15 protein-coding genes are annotated in these 22,908 nt (G+C 64.7%); 9 read left to right on the top strand and 6 right to left on the bottom strand.

The features are described from left to right. Position 1: 1 nt before the first annotated feature. A complete protein-coding gene (locus tag DIE29_RS03840; RefSeq protein WP_114649272.1) occupies positions 2-1,006 on the bottom strand; it encodes a TRAP transporter substrate-binding protein in 1,005 nt (334 codons plus the stop codon). 217 nt (positions 1,007-1,223) lie between these two features. Between DIE29_RS03840 and DIE29_RS03835 the strand changes: the two genes are divergently transcribed. Then, positions 1,224-2,654, top strand: a complete 1,431-nt coding sequence (locus DIE29_RS03835; protein WP_102041033.1) for an aldehyde dehydrogenase family protein — start codon at positions 1,224-1,226, stop codon at positions 2,652-2,654. Positions 2,655-2,660: 6 nt separating this feature from the next. On the opposite strand, the gene DIE29_RS03830 is transcribed toward DIE29_RS03835, so the two are convergent. After that, positions 2,661-3,461: an ABC transporter permease gene (locus DIE29_RS03830; protein ID WP_102041032.1), complete on the bottom strand. Its 801-nt coding sequence runs from the start codon at positions 3,459-3,461 to the stop codon at positions 2,661-2,663. Next, on the bottom strand, positions 3,449-4,075 hold the full coding sequence (locus DIE29_RS03825; RefSeq protein ID WP_114649271.1) for an ABC transporter ATP-binding protein: 627 nt from the start codon (positions 4,073-4,075) through the stop codon (positions 3,449-3,451). The genes DIE29_RS03830 and DIE29_RS03825 overlap by 13 nt, the downstream gene beginning before the upstream one ends. Positions 4,076-4,197: 122 nt before the next feature. Here DIE29_RS03825 and DIE29_RS03820 point away from each other — a divergent pair, with 122 nt between their 5' ends. Continuing rightward, complete coding sequence (locus DIE29_RS03820) at positions 4,198-4,656, top strand: Lrp/AsnC family transcriptional regulator (RefSeq protein WP_108079663.1); 459 nt, start codon at positions 4,198-4,200, stop codon at positions 4,654-4,656. A gap of 51 nt (positions 4,657-4,707) precedes the next feature. Here the strand turns inward: DIE29_RS03820 and DIE29_RS03815 are convergent, their stop codons facing one another. Next, positions 4,708-6,057, bottom strand: a complete 1,350-nt coding sequence (locus DIE29_RS03815; protein WP_237269504.1) for a sodium-dependent transporter — start codon at positions 6,055-6,057, stop codon at positions 4,708-4,710. A gap of 473 nt (positions 6,058-6,530) precedes the next feature. On the opposite strand from DIE29_RS03815, the gene DIE29_RS03810 reads away from it, so the two are divergent. Together DIE29_RS03810 and DIE29_RS03805 are read left to right on the top strand one after the other, a co-directional pair. After that, positions 6,531-10,112, top strand: a complete 3,582-nt coding sequence (locus DIE29_RS03810) for an indolepyruvate ferredoxin oxidoreductase family protein (protein WP_114649270.1) — start codon at positions 6,531-6,533, stop codon at positions 10,110-10,112. A 176-nt stretch (positions 10,113-10,288) separates the two neighbouring features. After that, positions 10,289-11,341: a Glu/Leu/Phe/Val dehydrogenase dimerization domain-containing protein gene (locus DIE29_RS03805; RefSeq protein ID WP_102041028.1), complete on the top strand. Its 1,053-nt coding sequence runs from the start codon at positions 10,289-10,291 to the stop codon at positions 11,339-11,341. A gap of 73 nt (positions 11,342-11,414) precedes the next feature. On the opposite strand, the gene DIE29_RS03800 is transcribed toward DIE29_RS03805, so the two are convergent. Beyond that, entirely contained in the window at positions 11,415-11,936 is a 522-nt protein-coding gene (locus DIE29_RS03800; protein WP_102043094.1) for an RNA pyrophosphohydrolase, read from the bottom strand. 165 nt (positions 11,937-12,101) lie between these two features. Between DIE29_RS03800 and DIE29_RS03795 the strand changes: the two genes are divergently transcribed. Both DIE29_RS03795 and DIE29_RS03790 read left to right on the top strand, forming a co-directional pair. After that, a complete protein-coding gene (locus DIE29_RS03795; RefSeq protein WP_102041027.1) occupies positions 12,102-13,850 on the top strand; it encodes a proline--tRNA ligase in 1,749 nt (582 codons plus the stop codon). Between the two features lie 17 nt (positions 13,851-13,867). Beyond that, positions 13,868-14,512 carry a lytic transglycosylase domain-containing protein gene (locus DIE29_RS03790; protein ID WP_102041026.1) on the top strand — a complete coding sequence of 215 codons (645 nt, stop codon included), beginning with the start codon at positions 13,868-13,870 and terminating at the stop codon, positions 14,510-14,512. A gap of 43 nt (positions 14,513-14,555) precedes the next feature. On the opposite strand, the gene DIE29_RS03785 is transcribed toward DIE29_RS03790, so the two are convergent. Next, the gene (locus DIE29_RS03785) at positions 14,556-15,020 is read right to left on the bottom strand and encodes an Lrp/AsnC family transcriptional regulator (protein ID WP_102041025.1); all 465 of its coding nucleotides are present in this window, start codon (positions 15,018-15,020) and stop codon (positions 14,556-14,558) included. Positions 15,021-15,182: 162 nt separating this feature from the next. On the opposite strand from DIE29_RS03785, the gene DIE29_RS03780 reads away from it, so the two are divergent. The 3 genes from DIE29_RS03780 to DIE29_RS03770 all read left to right on the top strand — a co-directional run bounded on the left by DIE29_RS03780 (position 15,183) and on the right by DIE29_RS03770 (position 22,905). Then, positions 15,183-18,800, top strand: a complete 3,618-nt coding sequence (locus DIE29_RS03780) for an indolepyruvate ferredoxin oxidoreductase family protein (RefSeq protein ID WP_114650255.1) — start codon at positions 15,183-15,185, stop codon at positions 18,798-18,800. 318 nt (positions 18,801-19,118) lie between these two features. Then, entirely contained in the window at positions 19,119-20,033 is a 915-nt protein-coding gene (locus DIE29_RS03775; RefSeq protein ID WP_102041024.1) for an ABC transporter ATP-binding protein, read from the top strand. Then, complete coding sequence (locus tag DIE29_RS03770) at positions 20,026-22,905, top strand: Gldg family protein (protein WP_114649269.1); 2,880 nt, start codon at positions 20,026-20,028, stop codon at positions 22,903-22,905. The genes DIE29_RS03775 and DIE29_RS03770 overlap by 8 nt, the downstream gene beginning before the upstream one ends. Positions 22,906-22,908: the final 3 nt, after the last annotated feature.

Here is a 22,908-nt window from a genome sequence, read left to right as displayed (position 1 = left end):
ATCAGAAAGCGGCAGGATTGAAACCGGTCGCTTCATAGATCGACTGGATGGTGTCGGCGCCGACGCGCGAAGCCATCTTCTTATGCACCGGCAGCAGCGCCTTGATGAAGGCTTTGCGCTCGGCCTCGGTCGGTGTGTAAATCTCGGTCTTGCCAGAGGCGCGCACCGCTTCCAGCGCCTTGTCGTTCTCGGCCTTGGCGATCTCGTTGGCGTAATCGGTGGCTTCGGCCATGGCCTTTTCCAGCTGAGCGCGCACATCGGCCGGCAGACCGTCCCAGAACTTCTTGTTGGTGATCACCGCATACCCCAGGTAGCCATGGTCGGTGAGGATCATGTGCTTTTGCACTTCGTGCATCTTCTGGGTGTAGAGATTGGAATGCGGGTTTTCGGTACCATCGACCACGCCGGTCTGCAGCGCCTGGTAGGTTTCCGAAAACGCCATGACCTGCGGCAGCGCTTTCAATTCACGCATCTGCTCCTCGATCACCTTGGAGGACTGAATGCGCATCTTTTTGCCCTTCAGATCGTCCGGCGTGCGGATCGGGCTGTTGAGCGAGAAAGACTTGAAACCGTTGTCCCAGTAGGCCAGACCCTTGATGCCGCGCGGCTCCAGCTTGTCCAGCAGTTTGCGGCCGACTTCGCCCTTGGTGACTTTATGCAGCGCCTCGTAGCCGTTGAAAATGTACGGCAGGTCGAAAACCTCGAACTCGCGCACGCCCAGCGGACCGAACTTGGCCAGCGACGGCGCTAGCATCTGCACCGCCCCCAGTTGCAGCGCCTCCATTTCTTCTTTGTCTTTGTAGAGCGTGCTGTTGGGATACACCTCCACCTTCACCGCACCGTTGGTGTATTGCTCAGCCAGTTCCTTGAACTTTTCCGCCGCCTTGCCCTTGGGCGTATCGGTGGCCACCACGTGGCTGAATTTGATCACGATGGGCTCGGCCGCCGCAGCGCCGGCGGACAAACCGGCCATGACCAGCCCCAGCAGGATTGCACGGATTTTCATTACGCTCTCTCCTCCAAGTGAAGACACTCAATGCGCGCTTGCGCAGCCGGCCCGGCCGCACTGCGCCAGGCAGCACGACAGTGCTGCCGATGAAAACGGCAGCCACCAGGACGGGCGCACAATATTGTTACAGCTTGATCCAGCTTGCTATTGTGGAATACCGCAGTGCCCCCGCCAGGCAGCCATCGCGCCTGCCTCAGTCCCCTGGAGACACCGTATGCTGGTTCAGCGCACCCAGTTCTACATCGACGGCCAGTGGACCGATCCGCTTGGCCGCGACAGCATCGAGGTCATCGACCCGAGCACCGAAACCATCTATGCGCGCATCCCCGCCGGCACCCCGGCCGATGCCGAGCGCGCAGTGGCCGCGGCGCATGCCGCCTTCGACGGCTGGTCGCGCACCGCACCGGCCGAGCGCGCCGCGGCGCTCGGACGCATCGCCCAGGCGCTGGAAGCGCGCAGCGCCGAGCTGGCCGACACCATCGCCCGCGAAGTCGGCATGCCGATCAAGATGGCCTCGCGTGTGCAGGTTAGCGGTCCGCTGTGGCACTGGAAGAACTACGCCGCCATGGCCGAACGCTTCGAGTGGGCCCGCCAGGTCGGCAATTCGCTGGTGCTGCGCCAGCCGGTCGGCGTGGTCGGTGCGATCACCCCGTGGAACTTCCCGCTCAATCAAATCACGCTGAAAGTCGCCCCCGCCCTGCTGGCCGGCTGCACCGTGGTGCTCAAGCCCTCCGAGGTAGCGCCGATCAACGCCTTCCTGCTCGCCGACGCAATCGATGAGGCCGGGCTGCCGGCGGGCGTGTTCAACCTGGTCACCGGCTACGGCCCGGTGGTCGGTGAAGTGCTGGCACGCGACCCGCGGGTGGACATGGTGTCTTTCACCGGCTCGACCCGCGCCGGCCGCCGGGTGGCCGAGCTGGCCGCAGCCACGGTCAAGAAGCTCGCGCTGGAGCTGGGCGGCAAGTCCGCCGCAGTGGTGCTGGACGACGCCGACCTGCCGGCCGCGGTCAAGGCCACGGTGTCCAATTGTCTGCTCAACTCCGGGCAGACCTGCTCGGCGCACACCCGCCTGGTGGTGCCGCGCGCGCGCCTGGATGAAGCCGCCGCACTGGCCGCCGAGGCGATGGCGAAGATGACGCTCGGCCCCGCGCTGGCCGAAGGCAGCCGGCTCGGCCCGCTGGTCAGCCAAACCCAGCGCGACCGGGTGCGCGAGCTCATCCGTCGCGGCATTGCCGAAGGCGCCCGCTTGATCTGCGGCGGTGCCGAACAGCCGGCGAACCTGCCCGCAGGTTATTTCGTCTTGCCCACCGTGCTGGTATGCGAAGACCCCAAGGCCACCGTGGCGCAAGAAGAAATCTTTGGCCCGGTGCTGGTGCTGCTGCCGCACGACGGCGCGGAGGATGCGATCCGCATCGCCAACGATTCGATCTACGGCCTGGGCGGCGCGGTGTGGGCGGGTAGCGACGAGGGCGCGCTGGCGGTGGCCCGACGCATCCGCAGCGGGCAGATCGACATCAACGGCGGCGCCTTCAACCCGCGCGCACCCTTCGGCGGCTTCAAGCAATCCGGTCTGGGGCGCGAAGGCGGCGAATACGGACTGGAGGAATTCCTCCAATACCAGGCGCTGCAACTGCGCCAGAGCTGAACCCGCTCAGTTCTGGCTGCCGATCCGCTCGGGCCGCAGCCGGTGGCGCTGGTCGAACAGCCGTCGCGCGGCCAGGTTCACCGCCACCACGGTGCCCAGGCCAGTCCCGCCGGCGATCAGAAACATCACCAGAATCTGGTACTTGGCCGCCTCCAGCGGTGGCGCGCCGGCCAGGATCTGGCCGGTCATCATGCCCGGCAGGCTGACGATGCCGGCCGCAGCCATGGCGTTGATGATCGGGATCAGCCCGACCCGCATCGCGTCGTGGCGGATGTCGGCAATCGCCTCCTGCCAGCGCTCGCCCAACGCCAGGCGGGCCTCGATCACCGCGCGGCGCTGCACCGCGTCCTGGGTGAGCCGGTCCAGCCCCAAGGCAACACCGTTCATGGTGTTGCCCAGCACCATGCCGAGCAGCGGAATGGCGTACTGCGGCGCATACCAAGGATCGTTACCGATCACCACCAGCAGGGCCAGCACGGTGACGGTGAAGGACGATACGAACATCGACACCGTGCCGATGCCGTAGCCCCACCCGCCGCGCAGGCGGTGCTTCTGCCGCGCGATCACCTCGCGCCCGGCGGCCAGGATCATCACCGCCGCCATCGATGCCACCCAGTGCAGGCGGGCCAATTCGAACACCGCCTTGAGCACCAGCGCGATCAGCAGCAACTGCACCGTGGTACGCGCCGCCGACACCAACAGCTGACGCTCCACGCCCAGGCGCAGGCGCAGCGACAATGCGGCCAACAGCAGGATCAACGACGCCGCGATCATCAGATCGGCAGGCGACAAGATCACGGCACCCATGCGTCCTCCGCGGTATCCGTATCCGCCTCCAGCCGCCCTTCGCGCAACACCAGGCGCCGGCTTGCCACCCGCGCGGCCTGGCGCGCATCGTGGCTCACCCACAACACCGCGGCGGCGTGATCGCGCCGGTAGTCGGCCACCAAAGCCTCTACCCGCGCGCTGCTGTCCGCATCCAGATGAGCAGTGGGTTCGTCGAGCAGCAGCGCCGCCGGTTGCAGCGCCAGCGCGCGCAACAGGGCCAGGCGCTGGCGCTCGCCGGTGGCGCAGCGCGCCACCTCCCAGTCCAGCGCCTCGCCCGGCAGATCGAGCGCTGCCAAGCGCGCGCGTTCGAAGCCGGGCGGAAAGTGCGCGCCCACGCGGGCGTGCCACCACTGGCTCTCGGCGGCCACCAGCACCACCTTGCGGCGCCACTGCGGCGCCGGCATCGCTGAACAGGCCACCCCGTCCAGCCAGACCTCGCCGGCGTGCGGGTCGAGGTCCGCCAGCGCGCGCAGCAACAGCGATTTGCCGCTGCCCGACGCCCCCCGCAGGCTGACACATTCGCCTGCGCCGATACGCAGATCGAGCGGGCCGATATGACCCGTGGCAACGGCACGCAGTTCCAACGTTGGCATCGATTGCTCCGGGCACAAGTGGCGAGGCAGCAGGAATTGTATGTGCTGAAGTACACTCCGCACAGCCTCTTGGCGATACATATAGCCCCGGCGCCGTATCGCTACCTTTCAGGAACACACTCATGAAACTCGACCCCACCCAGCGCCGTATCCTGGCGCTGCTGCAAAAAGATGCCACCCTCAGTACCCAGGCGCTGGCCGACAAGGTCGGCATGTCGCCCTCGCCGTGCTGGCGACGGGTCAAGGAGATGGAAGAGGCCGGCATCATCCGCGGTTATGTGGCCTTGGCCGACCGCCAGAAGCTCGGCCTGGGCACCTGCGTGTGGGTGCGGGTCAAGCTCAAAAAGCACAGCACCGAGGTGCTCGAACGCTTCGAGCAAGCAATCAAGGGCTATGACGAAGTTGTCGAATGCTATGAGCTGCTGGGTGAGACCGACTGCCTGCTGAAACTCTACCTGCCCAACCTGGAAGCCTTTTCGGTGTTCATGCACAACTTCCTGCTGAAGATTCCGGAAGTCGATGTCACCCACTCCAGCGTGGCGCTGCGCGAGATCAAAAACGAAACGGCCCTGCCGCTGTAAGGCGACAGGGCCATTTGCCGGCCTCCGGGGTGGGTAACCCCGGCAACGGTCTCAGAGATTGCCGACGAATACCGCCAGCACGCCAATGGGCGCAATGAAGCGGGTGACGATGCGCCACAGCGCAAAGCCGCCGTCAGACAGTTTGAGCTCGCGGCGCACGCTGTCCTGCTCCAGGCGCCAAGCGGCAAAGACGATCACGCCCAGGCCGGTGAGCGGCAACAGGAATTTACTGGTGAGCTGATCGAGGAAATCGAAGATATTGAGGCCCAGCAGGGTGACATCGGCCCACATATTGAACGACAGCAAGGCTGCGATGCCCAACGCCCAGGTGGCCAAGCCTGCGATCACGGTCGCGCCGACCCGACCCAGCGGCGTGCGCTCTTCCACCAGCTCCACCACCGGCTCCAACAGCGAAATCGACGAAGTCAGCGCGGCAAAAGTCAGCAGCAGGAAAAACATCGCGCCCAGCACCGCCCCGCCTGCCATGTTCCCGAAGGCCAGCGGCAGGGTGACAAAGATCAACCCCGGGCCGGCAGCCGGATCCAGGCCGTTAGCGAAGACGATGGGGAAAATCGCCAGGCCGGCGGCAATCGCGATCACCGTGTCCATGATCACCACGGTACGCGCGGTGCGCAGCAGGTCCACGTCTTCGCCCAGGTAGGAACCGTAGGCCATCATGATGCCCATGCCCAGCGACAGGGTGAAGAAAGCATGCCCGAGCGCGGCCATGACCACGCCGCCGTTGAGCTTGCTCCAGTCCGGATTGAACAGATAGGCCGCAGCCTGACCGAAGCTGCCGGTGGTCATACCGTAGCCGACCAGCACCAACAGCAAAATGCCCAAAGCCGGCATCATGAATTTGGAGGCGCGCTCCAGGCCGCCGGCCACACCCATCGCTACCACACCCACGGTAAGCAACATGAACACGCTGTGCCAGGTCAGCAAGCTGCCGGCATCGCCCAGAAAGGCCGAAAAGGCCGCACCGGCAGCCGCTTTGTCCATGCCGGCAAAAGCGCCGCGGGCCGACTCGCCGATATAGGACACCGCCCAGCCGCCGATCACGCTATAGAAAGACAGGATCAGGAAGGCTCCGAGCACGCCGGTCAAACCGACCACGGCCCAATTGCGGCTATGCCCCTGCCCGGCGGCCAGCTCACTCATGGTGTTGATCGGGTTTTTCTGGCCGCGCCGACCGATCATCCATTCGGCCACCAGTATCGGCAAGCCGATCAGCGCAATACATAGCAGGTAAACCAGCACGAAGGCCGCACCGCCACTCTGGCCGATCATGTAGGGAAATTTCCAGATGTTGCCCAAACCGACCGCCGAACCGGTGGCGGCAAGCATGAAGCCGATGCGGGAGGTCCATTGACCGTGGGAGTGCGCTTTGGTCATGGTCATGATCATCGCCCCCGCGGAATGGGGTTGTTTACCGGCGCGAGAAAAGCCGCCTTGCCGACGGCGGGCATGTTTTGTTGCAACACGATCAGTCTCCTCCTTGTTTTGACAAGCGCTCATGGCGCGATCGATCGAGATCGACCGACGGCATGCCCGTGCTGCGGATCAGCCGCGCGGACAAAACTTGTCGCGCCCGCCCGGTCGCTCGATGGCCCGCAGGGTGTAGTCAGGGTAGCCCCGCGGCGGGTCGATGCTATGGGCTGCGCCAGGAAAAAATTTTTCTTATCTCGTAATAAAACCGTCAAATCAGAAAAAATTTTTCTCAATCGACTCCCTACAGTGCTTCGCTGGCCAACCCGCCGCACAAACGCCGCGCGCAGCGGACATCGACAACCCAACCAGGAGACAAGGCCGCCTGCTCCCGACGGCTGCGCCACAAGCGCCGCACGCCGGGGCCATGGCGCCGCACGCATACCATGGCGAACACACTTGCCCCCGCGACCCTCGACGACAAATACACCCTGACCGCCGGCCGGGCGTACATGACCGGCATCCAGGCGCTGGTGCGCCTGCCGATCATGCAGCGGCTGCGCGATGCGGCGGCCGGCCTGAACACTGCCGGCTTCATCTCCGGCTACCGCGGCTCACCGCTGGGCGGCGTGGACCAGGAATTCTGGAAAGCAAAGAAATACCTCGAACCGCATCACATCGTCTTCCAGCCCGGTCTCAATGAGGACTTGGCAGCCACCGCGGTATGGGGTACCCAGCAGGTCAACCTGGACAAAAACGCCCGCTACGACGGCGTGTTTGCCATGTGGTACGGCAAGGGCCCCGGCGTGGATCGCAGCGGCGACGTGTTCCGCCACGCCAACGCGGCCGGCACCTCCAAGCACGGTGGCGTGCTGGTGATCGCCGGCGACGATCACGCGGCCAAGTCTTCCACCCTGCCGCACCAGACCGAGCATGTGTTCAAGGCACTGATGATGCCGGTGCTCGCCCCAGCCAATATCCAGGAGTACCTGGAGTATGGTTTGCACGGTTTTGCGCTGTCGCGCTACTCGGGCTGTTGGGTGGCCTTCAAGGCGTTGGCCGATACGGTGGAAACCTCGGCCTCGGTGGACGTGGACCCGTTCCGGGTGCAGACCGTGATCCCGACCGATTTCCCGCTGCCGGCCGACGGTCTCAACATCCGCTGGCCCGACCCGCCGCTGGTGCAGGAAAAGCGCCTGGTTCACCACAAGCTCTACGCCGCGCTCGCCTATGCGCGCGCCAACCGGCTCGACCGCACGGTGATCGACAGCCCCAACGCACGCCTGGGCATCATGACCTGTGGCAAGAGCTATCTGGACGTGCGTCAGGCGCTGGAAGATCTGGGCATCGACGATCGACTCGCCGCCGAAATCGGCATCCGGCTCTACAAAGTGGGCATGGTGTGGCCACTGGAAGCCGAGGGCGTGCGCCGTTTTGCCGACGGCCTGGAAGAAATTCTGGTGGTTGAAGAAAAGCGCCAGTTCCTCGAGTACCAGTTGAAGGAGGAGCTCTACAACTGGCGCGAAGACGTGCGCCCGCGCGTCATCGGCAAATTCGACGAAAAAGGCGAATGGGCCCTGCCGCACGGCGACTGGCTGCTGCCGGCCGCCGGCGAGCTGACCCCGGCAATGATCGCCCGGGTGATCGCTGCGCGCATTGCACGCTTTCATACCTCGGACAAGATCCGCGCCCGCCTGGCCTTTCTGGAAGCCAAGGAAGCGACACTGGCCAAGCCGCGCCTGTCGATCGCCCGTGTGCCGCATTATTGCTCGGGCTGTCCGCACAACACCTCGACCAAGGTACCGGACGGCTCGCGCGCCATCGCCGGCATCGGCTGCCACTACATGGCCACCTGGCTGTCGCCGGAATCCACCGGCACCTTCTGCCAGATGGGCGGCGAAGGCGTGCCCTGGGTCGGGCAGGCGCCGTTTACCGCCACGACGCATGTGTTTGCCAACCTGGGCGACGGCACCTACATGCACTCGGGCATTCTGGCCATCCGCCAGGCAGTCGCCGCCAAGGTCAATATCACCTACAAGATCCTCTATAACGACGCGGTGGCGATGACCGGCGGCCAACCGCACGACGGCGTGCTCACCGTACCGATCATCGCCCATCAACTGGCCGCCGAAGGCGTGCGCAATATCGTCGTGGTCACCGACGGCACCCCGCGCGCCTATGGTCCGGCCGATCTGCCGCACGGCACACCGATGCGCCATCGCGACGAATTGGACGCGGTGCAGCGCGAGTTGCGCAGCGTACCGGGGGTGTCGGCGCTGATCTACGACCAGACCTGCGCGGCCGAAAAACGCCGCCGCCGCAAGCGTGGCAAGTTTCCCGACCCCGCCACCCGCGTGCTGATCAACGACCACGTCTGCGAAGGCTGTGGCGACTGCAGCGAGAAATCCAACTGCATGTCGGTGACCTCGGTGGAAACCGAGTTCGGCCGCAAGCGCACCATCGACCAGTCCTCGTGCAACAAAGATTTTTCCTGCATCAAGGGCTTCTGCCCGTCCTTTGTCACCATCGAAGGCGGCCGGCTGCGTCGAGGCAAAGCCGCAGGCAATCCGGCGGAAGCATTTGACGCCCTGCCCGAACCGCGACTGCCCACCACCGCCACCCCTTGGGGCATTCTGGTCACCGGCGTAGGCGGCACTGGCGTGGTCACCATCGGCGCGTTGCTGGGCATGGCTGCCCATCTGGAAGGCAAAGGTGTAAGCGTGCTGGATATGGCCGGCCTGGCGCAAAAAGGTGGCGCGGTATGGTCCCATGTGCGTATTGCCGACCGCCCGGAATCGCTGCACGCTGCGCGTATCGCTGCCGGCGAAGCCAACGCGGTGATCGGCTGCGACCTGGTGGTGGCAGCTTCCGACGAGTCGCTCGCCAAGATGCGCTCGGGCCACACCCGCGCACTGATCAACAGCGACCAGACCATGACCAGCGAGTTCGTGCGCGGCTTTGCCGCCCAGGCGCGTAGCGGCGATGTGGGCACACACCCCGACCCGCAGTTTCCCGCCAGCTCGATGCAAGCGCAGATCATCGATGCAGTGGGCGCAGAAAACGTCGAATTCCTGGATGCCGGCCGCCTGGCCACCGATCTTTTGGGCGACTCGATCGCCACCAACCTGTTCATGCTTGGCTACGCCTGGCAGCGCGGGCTGGTGCCGCTGTCGCGTGAAGCCATCCTGCGCGCCATCGAGATCAACGGCGCCGCGGTGCAAGCGAACAAAGCCGCTTTCCAATGGGGCCGACGCGCAGCGGTCGACCTGGAAGCGGTACGGGCCGCCGCCCGCCCACAGTCGGGCACACCGGCGCACCACAAGCTCTCCACCAGCCTGGAGGAGCTGATCGCCCGCCGTGCGGCCCATCTGACCGACTACCAAAACGCCGCGTATGCCCAGCGCTACACCGCTTTGATCGAGCGTGTGCGTGCGGCCGAAAACCGGGTGGCACCAGGTATGCACCTGCTTACCGAAGCCGTGGCACGCGGCTACCACAAGCTCTTGGCCTACAAAGACGAATACGAAGTCGCACGCCTTTACACTCAGACCGACTTTCTCGCCCGCATCGAAGAACAGTTCGAAGGCGACTACAAACTGGTCTTTCACCTCGCCCCGCCCCTACTGGCCGACAAGGATGCGGCCACCGGCGAGCTGAAGAAAAAGGCTTACGGTCCGTGGATGCTCAAGGCTATGCGGGTGCTGGCACGGCTGCGCGGGCTGCGCGGCAGTTTCTTCGACCCTTTTGCGCGCAGTCACGACCGCAAGCTCGACCGTGAGTTGATCGCCGACTATGAGCGTGTCGTTGAAGAAATCATTTCCGGGTTGGAACGGTCGAATTTGGAGACGGCGGTGGAGCTGGCCAACATTCCGGATCGCATCCGCGGCTTCGGTCATGTCCGCGAGCGCTATCTGGCTGCCGCGCGCAAGCGCCAGGCTGAGTTGCTGGACGCTTTTCGGCGCCGCGAGGCCGTACCCGGCAACGGTCCGCAGAACCCCCGCAAGACTATTGCGGTGCTTGCCGGGTAAAGCCCCCAAGGCAGGCGCGCTTGCCGAGCGGTCGCCATCAGGCCCATGAGGCTAAAGCGGCCGCGGCCGCCATGGCGCCGCACCCAAGCATTTAGCGGCAGCCGGCGCGGGTATCTCGCCACGAGCGTAATCCCCGTCCGGCTGCCACCCCCCCACCAAGGTAGGAGATACACACCATGGCTGTTTTTTCCCTGAGCGATTTCGCCGACCATGAACAAGTCGTGTTCGTCAGCGACGACAAGAGCGGTTTGCGCGCGATCATCGCCGTGCACAATTCCAACCTCGGCCCCGCTTTGGGCGGCTGCCGCATGTGGCCCTACGCCACCGAGGAAGAAGCGGTGCGCGACGTGCTGCGCCTGTCGCGCGGTATGACCTACAAATCCGCGATGGCCAATCTAAAGCTCGGCGGCGGCAAGTCGGTGATCATCGGCAATCCGCGCACTCAAAAAACCCCGGAATTGCTGGCCGCTTTTGCGCGCGCGCTGGAAAACCTCGGCGGGCGTTACATTGCCGCCGAAGACTCCGGCACCAGCGTGGCCGACATGAAATACATGGCGCAATTTACCCGCCATGTAGCCGGGGTGCACGACAAGCCCGCCGCCGACGGCAGTACCCGCAGCGGCGACCCGTCGCCGGCCACCGCCTGGGGGACCTTCGTCGGCATCAAGGCCGCGGTCAAGGAACGCCTGGGGCGCGATTCGCTGGAGGGGCTGAAAGTGGCCATTCAGGGCGTCGGCAACGTCGGCCACCATCTGGCCGGCCATCTCAAAGAGGCCGGTGCCCAACTGTGGATCACCGACATAGAGCGCGATGCCCTGCTGCGCACCGCCAAGGCGTACGACGCCACCGTGGTGGCACCTGAAGCCATTTTCGGCCTGGATGTGGATGTGTTGGCCCCCTGCGCAATGGGCGCGATCATCAACGACACCACCATCCCGCAGCTCAAAGCCCGCATCGTCGCCGGGGCGGCGAACAACCAGCTTGCCGAACCGCGCCACGGCGCCGAGCTGATGCGCCGCGGCATCCTCTACGCACCGGACTACGTCATCAACGCCGGCGGCATCATCGATGTGTATTACGAGCGCGCCGGCTACGATGCTGCCAAGGCAAGCGCGCATGTGGCGCGCATCTACGACAATCTGATGGAAATATTCGCCCGCGCACGTAGCGAAGAGCGGCCGACCAACGAGGTCGCCGACCGGATCGCCGAAGAACGCTTCAAACGCTGAACCGGAAAAACGACGCACACGGCAGGGGCGGCATACTCCGGGTCATAAACCGGGGTCTGCCGCCCAGTTTCATTCAAGGCGCATCGGCCCGCCGGTAGCTTTCCGGAATCTCGCGCGGTTTGGAGCGAAACAGCAGCCGCGACAGCTCGGTCAGCGCCTGCTGATAGACCCCGCGCTTGAATTCGATGACCGAATCGAGCGGCACCCAGTAGTCACTCCAACGCCAGGCATCGAATTCCGGATGGTTGCTGGCGCGCAGGCACACGTCAGAGTCACGCCCCACCAGCCGCAGCAAAAACCAGATCTGCTTTTGCCCGCGGTAGGTGTTACGCCACTCCCGCTTGATCCAGTGCTTAGGAACGTCGTAACGCAACCAGCCACGTGTGCGACCGAGGATTTTTACATGCTCGGGACGCAAGCCGACTTCTTCGAACAATTCCCGGTACATCGCCTGCTCAGGTGATTCGCCGTGCTTGATGCCACCTTGCGGAAACTGCCAGGAATGCTCGCGGATGCGTTTGCCCCAGAATACCTCGTTACGCGCATTGACCAGAATGATGCCGACGTTCGGGCGATAGCCTTCACGGTCGAGCATGATCGAACCTTCAAAATTTTCATGGACTGTGGCGGATTTTTCCACACTTGCCGATGCTTGGAAAGCAAGCTCGGTCAGATCGTTCCCTGCGCGCGCGGCGCATCGAACCGGTCGCATGCGCTAGAATCGCGGGTTTGGTCCTGTCCTCGTTCGTGGATTGTCAGCATGCGCGCCTCCCAGTTTTTCGTGTCCACCCTGAAGGAAGCCCCGTCCGACGCCGAAGTCATCAGCCACAAACTGATGCTGCGCGCCGGTCTGATCCGCAAAGTCGCCGCGGGCATCTACACCTACATGCCGATGGGCCTGCGGGTCATCCGTAAGGTGGAAAACATCGTGCGTGAGGAAATGGACCGCGCCGGCGCCCTGGAGCTCACCATGCCGATGGTGCAGCCGGCCGAGCTGTGGCAGGAGACCGGCCGCTGGGACAAAATGGGCGACGAGCTGCTGCGCTTCAAAGACCGTCACGAGCGCGACTTTGCCCTGCAGCCGACCTCCGAAGAAGTGGTCACCGACATTGCCCGCCAGGAGCTGAAAAGCTACCGGCAGTTGCCCAAAAACTTCTATCAGATCCAGACCAAGTTCCGCGACGAGCGCCGCCCGCGCTTCGGGGTGATGCGTGGGCGTGAGTTCATCATGAAAGACGCCTACTCCTTCGACCGCGATGAGCAGGCCGCCGGACGCAGCTACGATGCCATGTATGCCGCTTATTGCCGGATCTTTGACCGCCTGGGCCTCAGCTATCGCGCGGTGGCGGCCGACACCGGCGCCATCGGCGGCGACCGCTCGCACGAGTTCCAGGTCATCGCCGACACCGGCGAAGACGCCATCGTGTACTGCCCGCAGTCCGACTACGCGGCCAACATCGAGCTGGCCGAAGCACTGCCGCTGCTCACCAGCCGTGCCGCACCCGGCGCCGAGTTGGTGAAGACTCCGACCCCCGGCAAAGCCACCTGCGAGGAAGTCGCCGCGCTGCTCGGTGTACCGTTGCAAACCACGGTGAAATCCCTGGTGCTGGCCACCGACGACCTGGATGCGGCCGGCCAACCGGCTGGCGTGACCCTGTGGCTGTTGCTGGTGCGCGGCGACCACGAACTCAACGAGGTCAAGGCCGGCAAGCTGGAAGGATTGAAAAACGGCTTCCGCTTTGCCACCGAGGCCGAGATCGTCGAGCACTTCGGCTGCAAGCCCGGCTACCTGGGACCAATCGGCCTGTTAAAGCCGGTCAAGGTGGTAGCCGATCGCACCGTGGCCAATATGGCCGACTTCATTTGTGGCGCGAATACGGAGAACTTCCACTACACCGGCGTCAACTGGGGGCGTGACCTGCCCGAACCCGATCTGGTGGCCGATATCCGCAACGTGGTCGCCGGCGACCCCAGCCCCGACGGCAAGGGTGCGCTCGCCATCCAGCGCGGCATCGAGGTCGGCCACGTGTTCTACCTGGGCACCAAATATTCCAAGGCGATGAACGCCACCTTCCTTGATGAGGACGGACGACCCAAACCCTTCGCGATGGGTTGCTACGGCATCGGCATCAGCCGCATCCCGGGCGCGGCCATCGAACAAAACCATGACGAGCGCGGCATCATCTGGCCGGACGCGATCGCCCCGTTCCAGGCGGTGATCTGTCCGGTGGGCTGGGGCCGCTCCGAGGCGGTGCGCACCGCCGCCACCGCGCTCTACCAGGCACTGCGGGCGGCCGGCATCGACGTCATCCTGGATGACCGGGACGAACGCCCCGGGGTGATGTTTGCCGATTGGGAACTGATCGGCATCCCGCACCGCATCACCATCGGCGATCGCGGTCTCAAGGAAGGCCAGGTGGAGTATCAAGGCCGGCGCGACCTCGATGCCACCCCGCTCCCGCTGGAAGGACTGGCCGACGCCGTGCAGGCTCGACTCGGGCGCCGCTGAAAGGGTATAAAGCCGGTATGGGTTCCGCGCGCCGACTGTTTCGCTACGTGCTGAGCGCTGCCGTCTTGTTCGGCAGCGCGTCCGGCTTTGCCGGCAATCAGCAGTACGAGCCCATGGCAGCGAGCGTGCGCGCCGCGCTGCACACCGCGGTGGCCGACGCCGCCGCGCCCCGTCTGCTGATTGCCGATCCAATCGAACGCCAGCGCTGGCTGGAAGCGATGTCGCGCCGTCTGGAAAAACGCATCCCCGACCGCGATTACCGTATCGATCTGCTGACCTCGGTGCACTACGAGGCCACCCGCGCCGGCCTGGATCCACAACTGGTGCTCGCCTTGATCCAGGTCGAGAGCAATTTCCGCAAATACGCGGTGTCTACCGCCGGCGCGCGCGGCTATATGCAGGTCATGCCGTTCTGGGTCGAGGTCATCGGCAGTCCGGGCGACAACCTCTTTCACCTGCGCACCAACCTGCGCTACGGCTGTACCATCCTGCGCCACTATCTGGATATCGAAAAGGGCGATCTTTTTCGCGCACTGGGCCGCTATAACGGCAGTCTGGGCAAGGCCCAGTACCCCAACTTGGTGCGCGCAGCCTGGGAACGCGATTGGGCGTGGCCGAAACAACACTTGGCTGCCGCCACCGCCTCGTCTCCTGCCAACTGAACAACGCCGCAGACGGCCTGCCGCAGCCGTCTACAGCCACCGGTCAGCCAGGGTCGATCGGCAACAGCGTGTCGTATTTGACTTCGCGCAGCACCACCGCGGTGCGCACATTGGCCACACCCGGAATGCTGAAGATGTGCCGATGTAAAAACGCGTCGTAGGCTTTCATGTCCGGCACCACGATCTTCAGAATGTAGTCGGCGTCCCCGGTGGTGCTGTAGCACTCGATCACCTCGGGGTGTTCCAGCACCGCGCGCTCGAATTCATCCACCGTATTGCCGGCGTGCCGCAGCAAGCTCACATGCGCCAGCAGACATTCCCTCAGCCCCAGCGCCTCACGGTCGAGCAGCACGGTATGGCGGCGGATGAGACCGCTTTTTTCGATCTCCTTGAGCCGTCGCCAGCATGGCGTCGCCGACAGACCGATGCGGCTGGCCAGCTCCTGCACCGACAGACGCGCATCGCGCTGCAGCTCATAAAGGATGCGCCGCACCATGCGATCGAGCATATCTATTCTCCAAAGCGCTCTTGATGTGGATCAATCATACCTATCCTTGCGGAAAATCTGCGCACAAAGAGAACCCGTCATCCGTCATCGGGAACTAAGCTTTCAGCACGAAAGAGGTGTGCGGCCATCCGACCGCCCCCAACCCAGTGGAGAGAGACGATGATGCAAACCCCGCCCCGGCCGGCCGGGCACGTGCCGCTGCGCGCTTCCGCCGTGCCCCCCACAAGTGCCCCGCCGCCTGCGCCGCTGCGCAGCGATTACCGCCTCACCGACAGTCTGGAAGCCTCGCGCGGCACCGTCTTTCTGACCGGCATCCAGGCCCTGGTCCGCCTGCCGTTGATGCAGTCTGCCCTCGACCGCGCGCGCGGGCTCAACACCGCAGGTTTCATCAGCGGCTACCGCGGCTCCCCGCTGGGCGGCTATGACCAGGCTCTGTGGAAGGCCAAGTCTTTACTCGAGCACGCCGGCGTGCAGTTCATGCCGGCCATCAATGAGGAACTGGCCGGCACCGCGGTGCTGGGTAGCCAGCAAGTCGAATCCGATCCGCAGCGCACCGTCGATGGCGTGTTCGCCATCTGGTACGGCAAGGGGCCGGGGGTGGATCGCGCCGGCGACGCGCTCAAGCACGGCAACGCCTATGGCTCGTCGCCACACGGCGGCGTGCTGGTGGTGGCCGGCGATGACCACGGCTGTGTGTCCTCATCAATGCCGCACCAAAGCGACTTGACGATGCAAGCCTGGAGCATGCCGGTGCTACATCCGGGCAATGTTGCCGAGTATCTGGAATTCGGCCTCTACGGCTGGGCGCTGTCACGTTTTTCGGGAAACTGGGTAGGTTTCAAGGCCATTTCCGAAGTGGTCGAAAGCGGCATGACGGTGGACCTCGACAGCGTGCGCACCCACTTTCCGCCGCCGGCCGAATTCGTCACCCCGGACGGCGGCCTGCACTACCGCTGGCCGGATTTGCCCAGCCTTTCCATCGAGCAGCGCCTGGCGGCCAAGCTGGATGCGGTGCGCGCCTTCGCACGGGAAAACAGTCTGGACCGCTGGATCACCCAACCCGAACAGGCGGATCTGGGCATCGTCACCGTCGGCAAGGCGCACTACGACTTTTTGGAAGTGCTGCGCCGCCTCGGGCTCACGCTCGCCGAGCTGGAAGCGGCCGGCATCCGCCTCTACAAAGTGGGACTGGTGTTTCCGTTGGAGCCGACCCGCATCGCGCAACTGGTCCAGGGGCTCACCGAGGTGCTGGTGATCGAGGAAAAAGCCCCGGTGGTGGAACGCCAGTTGCGTGAGCAATTGTTCAACCTGCCTGCCCGCCCGCAGGTGGTGGGCAAAACCGACGCCACCGGTCGACCTTTGCTCTCCGCGCTCGGCGAGTTGCGCCCTTCGCGCATCATGCCGGTGTTTGCCGACTGGCTGGCGACGCACAAGCCGGCTTTGGACCGCCGCGCACAGGTCATCGATTTCACCGCGCCGGCCCTGCTCTCCAACAACGCCGACACAGTGCGTCGTCTGCCCTATTTTTGCTCCGGTTGCCCGCACAACACCTCTACCAAGGTACCGGAAGGTTCGATTGCCCAAGCCGGTATCGGCTGCCATTTCATGGCCTCGTGGATGGAGCGCGCCACCACCGGGCTGATCCAAATGGGCGGCGAAGGCGTCGACTGGGCCGCGCACGGGCGTTTTACCGCGCGTGCCCATGTGTTCCAGAACCTGGGCGATGGCACCTATTTCCATTCCGGCTCGCTCGCCATCCGCCAAGCCATCGCCGCGCGCGCCAACATTACCTACAAAATTCTTTACAACGACGCGGTGGCCATGACCGGCGGCCAGCCGGTCGATGGGGTCATCGGGGTGGAACGCATCGCCCGTCAGGTGGAGGCCGAAGGGGTACGCAGGCTGGCAGTGGTGAGCGACCAACCGGAGAAATACCGCGGTCAGGAAAGCCTGTTCCCGCCCGGCACCACCTTCCATCACCGCAGCGAACTGGACGCGGTGCAGCGCGCCTTGCGTGAAATCGAAGGCGTGACCTGTTTGATTTATGACCAGACCTGCGCGGCCGAAAAACGCCGCCGGCGCAAGAAAGGCGAATATCCCGACCCGGACCGCCGCATCTTCATCAACGCCGAAGTCTGCGAAGGCTGTGGCGACTGCGGCCAGCAATCCAACTGCCTGTCGGTTCTGCCGCTGGAAACCGAACTCGGGCGCAAGCGCCAGATCGAGCAGTCGTCCTGCAACAAGGACTATTCCTGCGTGCAGGGCTTCTGCCCGAGCTTCGTGTCGGTCGAAGGCGCCAAGTTGAAGAAGCGTGTCGCCCGTCTCGGGCGCGAACGGCTCGACGAACTCATCGCCCACCTGCCGCAACCAGTCACGGGTTTGGATGAAGCGCCCTACGACATGCTGATCACCGGCGTGGGCGGCACTGGCGTGGTCACCGTGGGCGCGCTGGTGAGCATGGCCGCGCATCTGGACAGCATGGCCAGCTCGCAGCTCGATTTCATGGGTTTCGCACAGAAAGGCGGGGCGGTGCTCGCTTTCATCCGCTGGGCCAAGCGGCCCGATTTGCTCAACCAGGTGCGCATCGACACCCAACAGGCCGATCTGCTGCTGGCCTGCGACCTGGTGGTGGGCGCCTCGCCGGAGGCGCTGGGCACGGTGCGCCGCGGCCGCACCCGCGTGGTGGTCAATAGCCACCCCCATCCCACCGACCGATTCGTGCGCGATCCGGACGCCAGCCTGCATGCCGAGGCTCTGGTCGACAAGCTGTGCTACGCGGTGGGCGCGGACGACGACCCCGCCGCACTGCAAGCCGTCGATGCCTACGACCTGGCGCTGCGTCTATTGGGCGACGCCATCGGCGCCAACATCCTGCTGCTGGGCTACGCCTGGCAGCGCGGCCTGGTACCGGTGTCGCGGGCCGCGCTTGAGCGCGCCATCGAACTGAACGGCGTGGCGATCGAGGCCAACCGCATGGCCTTTCAACTGGGCCGTCTGGCTGCCGAGGCGCCCGACACCGTGTTCGCCCTGGCCGAGGAGCCGGCAGCGCGCACCCTGACCCTGGACGAACTCATCGCCCACCGCGTCGAACAGCTCACCGCCTATCAGAATGCAGCCTACGCGGCGCGCTACCGGGCGCTGGTGGACAAGGTGCGCGAAGCCGAACAGCGCCTCGACAGCGATCCGGCGCTGCCGCTCACCCGCGCGGTAGCACAGGGCTATGCCAAGCTGCTGGCCTACAAGGACGAGTATGAAGTGGCGCGCCTTTACACCGACGGACGCTTTCGCCGCGCGCTGGAGGAAACCTTCGAGGGCAAGCTGCGGCTGTCCTTCCACATGGCCCCGCCGTTACTGGTCAAATCCCGCAACGGTGCACCACCGTCAAAGGTGCGCTACGGCCCCTGGCTGCTGGGCGCCATGAAATGGCTGGCGCGCGGCAAGTTTTTGCGCGGCACCTGGTTCGATCCGTTCGGCCACACCGCCGAGCGACGCATGGAGCGCGCGCTGGCCGCCGCCTATGCACAACAGATGGAAGCGCTGCTGCCGCGCCTGTCGTCCGACACACTAGGCGATGCGGTCGCGCTGGCTGCGCTGGCCGACCAGATTCGCGGCTTCGGCCATGTCAAGCTGGCCAGTTTGCGCACCGTACTGGCCAGGGAAGCGCGCCTGTGCACACGCCTGGGGCTCGCCCCGCGGTTGGCTGACGCAGTACCGCAAGCGGCACGCCTGGCAGTTTCCGGCCAAACGCTCAAAGACATCCCGGTGGTCACCGGGCGCTGAATCCCCCGCGCGCGCTTGCACGACCGCTGCCCCTGCCGGCGGCGCAGCAGCGCGCCCGGGCGCGGAACTTTCCACGCTGACCTTGTGTCAGAGCGCGCGTTTTTCGAGGAGATCCCGCATCCCCCTTGACCGAACCGATGCACTTGGCAACACCGATCATCGGCTGCGCGAACTTCGCGCCAAAACTCATCCGCTCGCCCCCCGATCATCCTGCCCCGCCCTGTTGGGCATTGTTGACCGTTTGCCGCCGATACGGCCATGGCGGCAACGGTCACTCGCCTTAATGTGTTGTTGTGGGTTCAACCTGGAAAGATTGGGATGATTCAAGTAGAACACTTGTCCCGCCGTTATGGCGGCTTGGCCGCGGTCAACGATGTCAGTTTTACCATCGGGCGCGGCGAAGTGGTGGGCCTACTGGGCCATAACGGCGCCGGCAAGACCACCATCATGAAAATGCTCACCGGGTACTTGGAGCCGACCTCCGGCACCATCCGGATCGATGGGCTGGAAATGGGTCGCGATACCGCGGCCATTCAGGCGCGTATCGGCTATCTACCGGAAAACTGCCCGGTATGGCCGGACATGACGGTCATCGACTATCTCGATTATCAGGCCGCATTGCACGGCGTGGCCAAGGCGCAGCGTGAGGCCGCCATTGCCCGCGCCATCCGCCGCACCGCGCTGAAAGACAAAGCCACCGCACCCATTCATACCCTCTCCCGCGGCTACCGCCAGCGGGTCGGCGTCGCCCAGGCGATCCTGCACGAACCGGACATCGTGATTCTGGACGAACCCACCAACGGCCTGGACCCCACCCAGATTCGCCAGATGCGCGCACTGATCGGTGAGTTGGCCCGCACCGCCACCGTGATCGTATCCACCCACATTCTGCAAGAGGTGCAGGCGGTGTGCGAACGGGTGCTGATTCTGCGCGCCGGCCAACTGGTGGTCGATGCCCGTCTCGACGCCCTGCAACAAAGCCACGCCCTGCTGGTGGCGGTCGAAGGCGATGCCCGCGCAACGCTTGCGGGCGTTGAAGGCGTGAGCGGCGTGGAAGAACTGAGTGCGATCGGCGGCCTGCGCCGTTATCGCCTTGCCGCGGATCCGGCGGTGGCGCCGCAGGTCGCGCATGCATTGGCCGAGGCCAAGCTGCCGGTGCATGAGCTTGCCGCCGAGCGCCGCGATCTGGAAACGGTTTTTGCCCAGGCTAACGAGGAGCTCGCCCATGTCTGATCTGCTGACCCATGCCGGCCAAGTCGCGCGCAAGGAATTCCGCGGTGTCTTTGCCAGCCCGGCGGCCTATCTTTTCCTGGGGGTGTTCCTGGCCGCAGTCCTGTTTGCATTTTTCTGGATCGAGACCTTTTTTGCGCGCAACATCGCTGATCTGCGGCCATTGTTCAAGTGGCTGCCGCTTTTGCTCATCTTTTTGGTTGCGGCACTGACCATGCGCACCTGGTCGGAGGAGCGTCGGGCCGGCACACTGGAGAGCCTGCTCACCGCGCCGGTACCGCCGCTGGCCCTGGTGCTGGGCAAATTTGCCGCCGCCCTGGCGCTGGTGGCATTGGCCCTGGCGCTCACCGTGCCATTGCCGATCACGGTTGCGTTGCTGGGGCCGCTAGACTGGGGGCCGGTGATCGGCGGCTACCTGGCCACGCTGTTTTTGGCCGCGGCCTATGTCGCCATTGGCCTGTATATGAGCGGGCGCACGGACAACCCAATCATCGCGCTGATGCTCACCACCCTGGTGTGCGGTCTGTTTTACCTGATCGGCTCGCCCACCCTCACCAACTTGTTCGGCCATCGGATTGGCGGTGTGCTGGCGCTGCTGGGCACCGGCGCCCGCTTTGAATCGATCGCCCGTGGCGTCATCGATCTGCGTGACCTGTATTACTACCTGTCCATCGTCGGGGTGTTTCTCACCCTCAATCTTTACAGCCTGGAGCGGCTGCGCTGGGCCGGCAATCCTGCCGGTACGCGCCACCGCCAGTGGGGCTGGGCGGCGGCGCTGGCGGCGGCCAACTTCGTGGCCGCCAATCTGTGGCTGGCGCCGATCGGCTGGGCGCGCGTCGATCTTACTGCCGGCAAGGTCCATTCCCTGTCGGAGGCTACCAGCCGGCAACTGGCGCGCTTGACCGAGCCTTTGCTGATCCGTGGCTATTTTTCGGCCAAAACCCATCCGCTGCTCGCACCGCTGGTGCCGCAGCTCAAAGACCTGCTGGAGGAATACGCAGTGGCTGCGGGCGGACGGGCGCAGGTGGAGTTCATCGACCCGACCCGCGACCGCGCGGCCGAAGAAGACGCAGCCGCGCGCTACGGCGTGCGCCCGGTGCCGTTTCAAACCGCCGACCGTTACCAGGCTGCGGTGGTCAGCGCGTATTTCGACATTGTCGTGGCCTACGGCGACCAATATGAAAAGCTCGGCTTTCGCGACCTCATCGAAGTCAAAGCGCATGGCGAGCAGGACCTGGAGGTGGTGCTGAAAAACCCGGAATACGCCATCACCCGCGCCATTCGCAAAGTCAGCGGAGCCTGGGCTGCGGGCGGCAATCCGTTCGAGAACCTGAGCCAACCGGTGGTCTTTCATGGCTACATCTCGCCCGACTCACGTCTGCCCACGGCGCTACGCAGTTTGCGCGCCGATCTGCAGACGCTGCTGGACGACTACGCCAAACAGGCCGGTGACAAACTGCAGGTCACGCTCCAAGACCCGGATGCCGAAGGCGGCCAGCTTGCCGCAGAATTGCAACGCAAGTATGGCTTTGGGCCGCAGATCGCCGACTTGCTCGATCCCAAACCGTTCTGGTTTTACCTGCTGCTGGAGAGCGCCGGCGAAACGGTGCAAGTGCCACTACCGGCCAATCTGGACAAGGATGCGCTCAAACGCAGCCTGGATGCTGCGCTCGCGCGCTTTGCGCCAGGCGCGTTGAAAACCGTCGCAGTGCTCAAGCCCCCGGCTTTCGGTCCCGGCGGCCAGCGCTACAGCCAGCTCGAACAGGCGCTGAGCGAACAGGTCCGTCTGCGCGACACCGATCTCGCCGACGGCCATGTGCCGCCTGAAGCCGACCTGCTGCTGGTGCTCGCGCCGCGGGCGCTGAATGACACCCAGCGGTTTGCCATCGACCAGTTCCTAATGCAGGGCGGCAGCGTGGTGCTGGCGAGCTCGCCTTTCGATGTGCAGGTGCACAACACGCTCACCGCCAGCAAAACGGACAGCGGTCTGGAGGACTGGCTTGCTCATCATGGCCTGCGCGTCGAACACAGCATGGTCCTCGATCCGCGCAACGCCGCCTTGCCGGTGCCGGTGGAGCGCGCGGTGGGCGGCTTGACCTTCCTCGAATACCATCTACTGCCCTATCCGCATTTTGCCGATCTGCGCGGCGCGGGGTTGAATGCCGACCACCCGGTAACCGCCACGCTCGGCCAACTCACGGTTAGTTGGGCTTCGCCGATCAGCGTGGATGCGGACAAAAACAAGGGTCGCAGCGTCAGTCGGCTGCTCACCAGCTCGGCGCAGAGCTGGGTGTCGGACCGCATCGACCTGGTGCCGGACTACCGCAGTTATCCCGACACCGGCTTTGCGGTCAGCGGCGAGCGCGGCGCACGCCTGCTGGCAGTGGCCGTAGAAGGGCGTTTCGACTCTTTCTACCAGGGGCAACCGTCTCCACTGGCACGCAGCCTTTCGGAAACCGGCGCAGAGGACGCGGGCGGCGACACTGCGCAACCGAAAAACGCCGCACCGCGCATCGATAGCGTGATCGACCATTCCCCCGCATCCGCGCGCCTCATCTTGGTGGCAAGCAACAGTTTTGCCTCCGACGCCGCGCTGGAGATCGCCTCGCAAGGGCTAAACACCCTCTACACCAAGCCCCTGGCTTTCGTACAAAACGCCATCGACTGGTCGCTGGAAGACCCCGACCTGCTGGCGCTGCGCGGACGCACCCAGCTTGCACGCACGCTCGATCCGCTGCGTGAGAGCGAACAGCAATTTTGGGAATACCTCAATTACGGCCTGGCCCTGCTCGGCCTAGCAGCCGTCTGGGGCTGGCGGCGTCGGGTGGCGGCCACCGATCGCCGGTACCACGACCGAATCCTCGCGGAGGTGTAAGCG

Source organism: Pseudothauera hydrothermalis, assembly GCF_003345255.1.
Taxonomy (GTDB): Bacteria; Pseudomonadota; Gammaproteobacteria; order Burkholderiales; family Rhodocyclaceae; genus Pseudothauera; species Pseudothauera hydrothermalis.
This window is presented reverse-complemented; position numbering and strand designations above follow the sequence as displayed.

Bases quoted from the DNA above. Each gene is read 5' to 3' on its own strand.
- DIE29_RS03840 (WP_114649272.1), bottom strand. From the start codon at position 1,006: ATGAAAATCCGTGCAATCCTGCTGGGGCTGGTCATGGCCGGTTTGTCC.
- DIE29_RS03835 (WP_102041033.1), top strand. From the start codon at position 1,224: ATGCTGGTTCAGCGCACCCAGTTCTACATCGACGGCCAGTGGACCGAT.
- DIE29_RS03830 (WP_102041032.1), bottom strand. From the start codon at position 3,461: ATGGGTGCCGTGATCTTGTCGCCTGCCGATCTGATGATCGCGGCGTCG.
- DIE29_RS03825 (WP_114649271.1), bottom strand. From the start codon at position 4,075: ATGCCAACGTTGGAACTGCGTGCCGTTGCCACGGGTCATATCGGCCCG.
- DIE29_RS03820 (WP_108079663.1), top strand. From the start codon at position 4,198: ATGAAACTCGACCCCACCCAGCGCCGTATCCTGGCGCTGCTGCAAAAA.
- DIE29_RS03815 (WP_237269504.1), bottom strand. From the start codon at position 6,057: ATGACCATGACCAAAGCGCACTCCCACGGTCAATGGACCTCCCGCATC.
- DIE29_RS03810 (WP_114649270.1), top strand. From the start codon at position 6,531: ATGGCGAACACACTTGCCCCCGCGACCCTCGACGACAAATACACCCTG.
- DIE29_RS03805 (WP_102041028.1), top strand. From the start codon at position 10,289: ATGGCTGTTTTTTCCCTGAGCGATTTCGCCGACCATGAACAAGTCGTG.
- DIE29_RS03800 (WP_102043094.1), bottom strand. From the start codon at position 11,936: ATGCTCGACCGTGAAGGCTATCGCCCGAACGTCGGCATCATTCTGGTC.
- DIE29_RS03795 (WP_102041027.1), top strand. From the start codon at position 12,102: ATGCGCGCCTCCCAGTTTTTCGTGTCCACCCTGAAGGAAGCCCCGTCC.
- DIE29_RS03790 (WP_102041026.1), top strand. From the start codon at position 13,868: ATGGGTTCCGCGCGCCGACTGTTTCGCTACGTGCTGAGCGCTGCCGTC.
- DIE29_RS03785 (WP_102041025.1), bottom strand. From the start codon at position 15,020: ATGCTCGATCGCATGGTGCGGCGCATCCTTTATGAGCTGCAGCGCGAT.
- DIE29_RS03780 (WP_114650255.1), top strand. From the start codon at position 15,183: ATGCAAACCCCGCCCCGGCCGGCCGGGCACGTGCCGCTGCGCGCTTCC.
- DIE29_RS03775 (WP_102041024.1), top strand. From the start codon at position 19,119: ATGATTCAAGTAGAACACTTGTCCCGCCGTTATGGCGGCTTGGCCGCG.
- DIE29_RS03770 (WP_114649269.1), top strand. From the start codon at position 20,026: ATGTCTGATCTGCTGACCCATGCCGGCCAAGTCGCGCGCAAGGAATTC.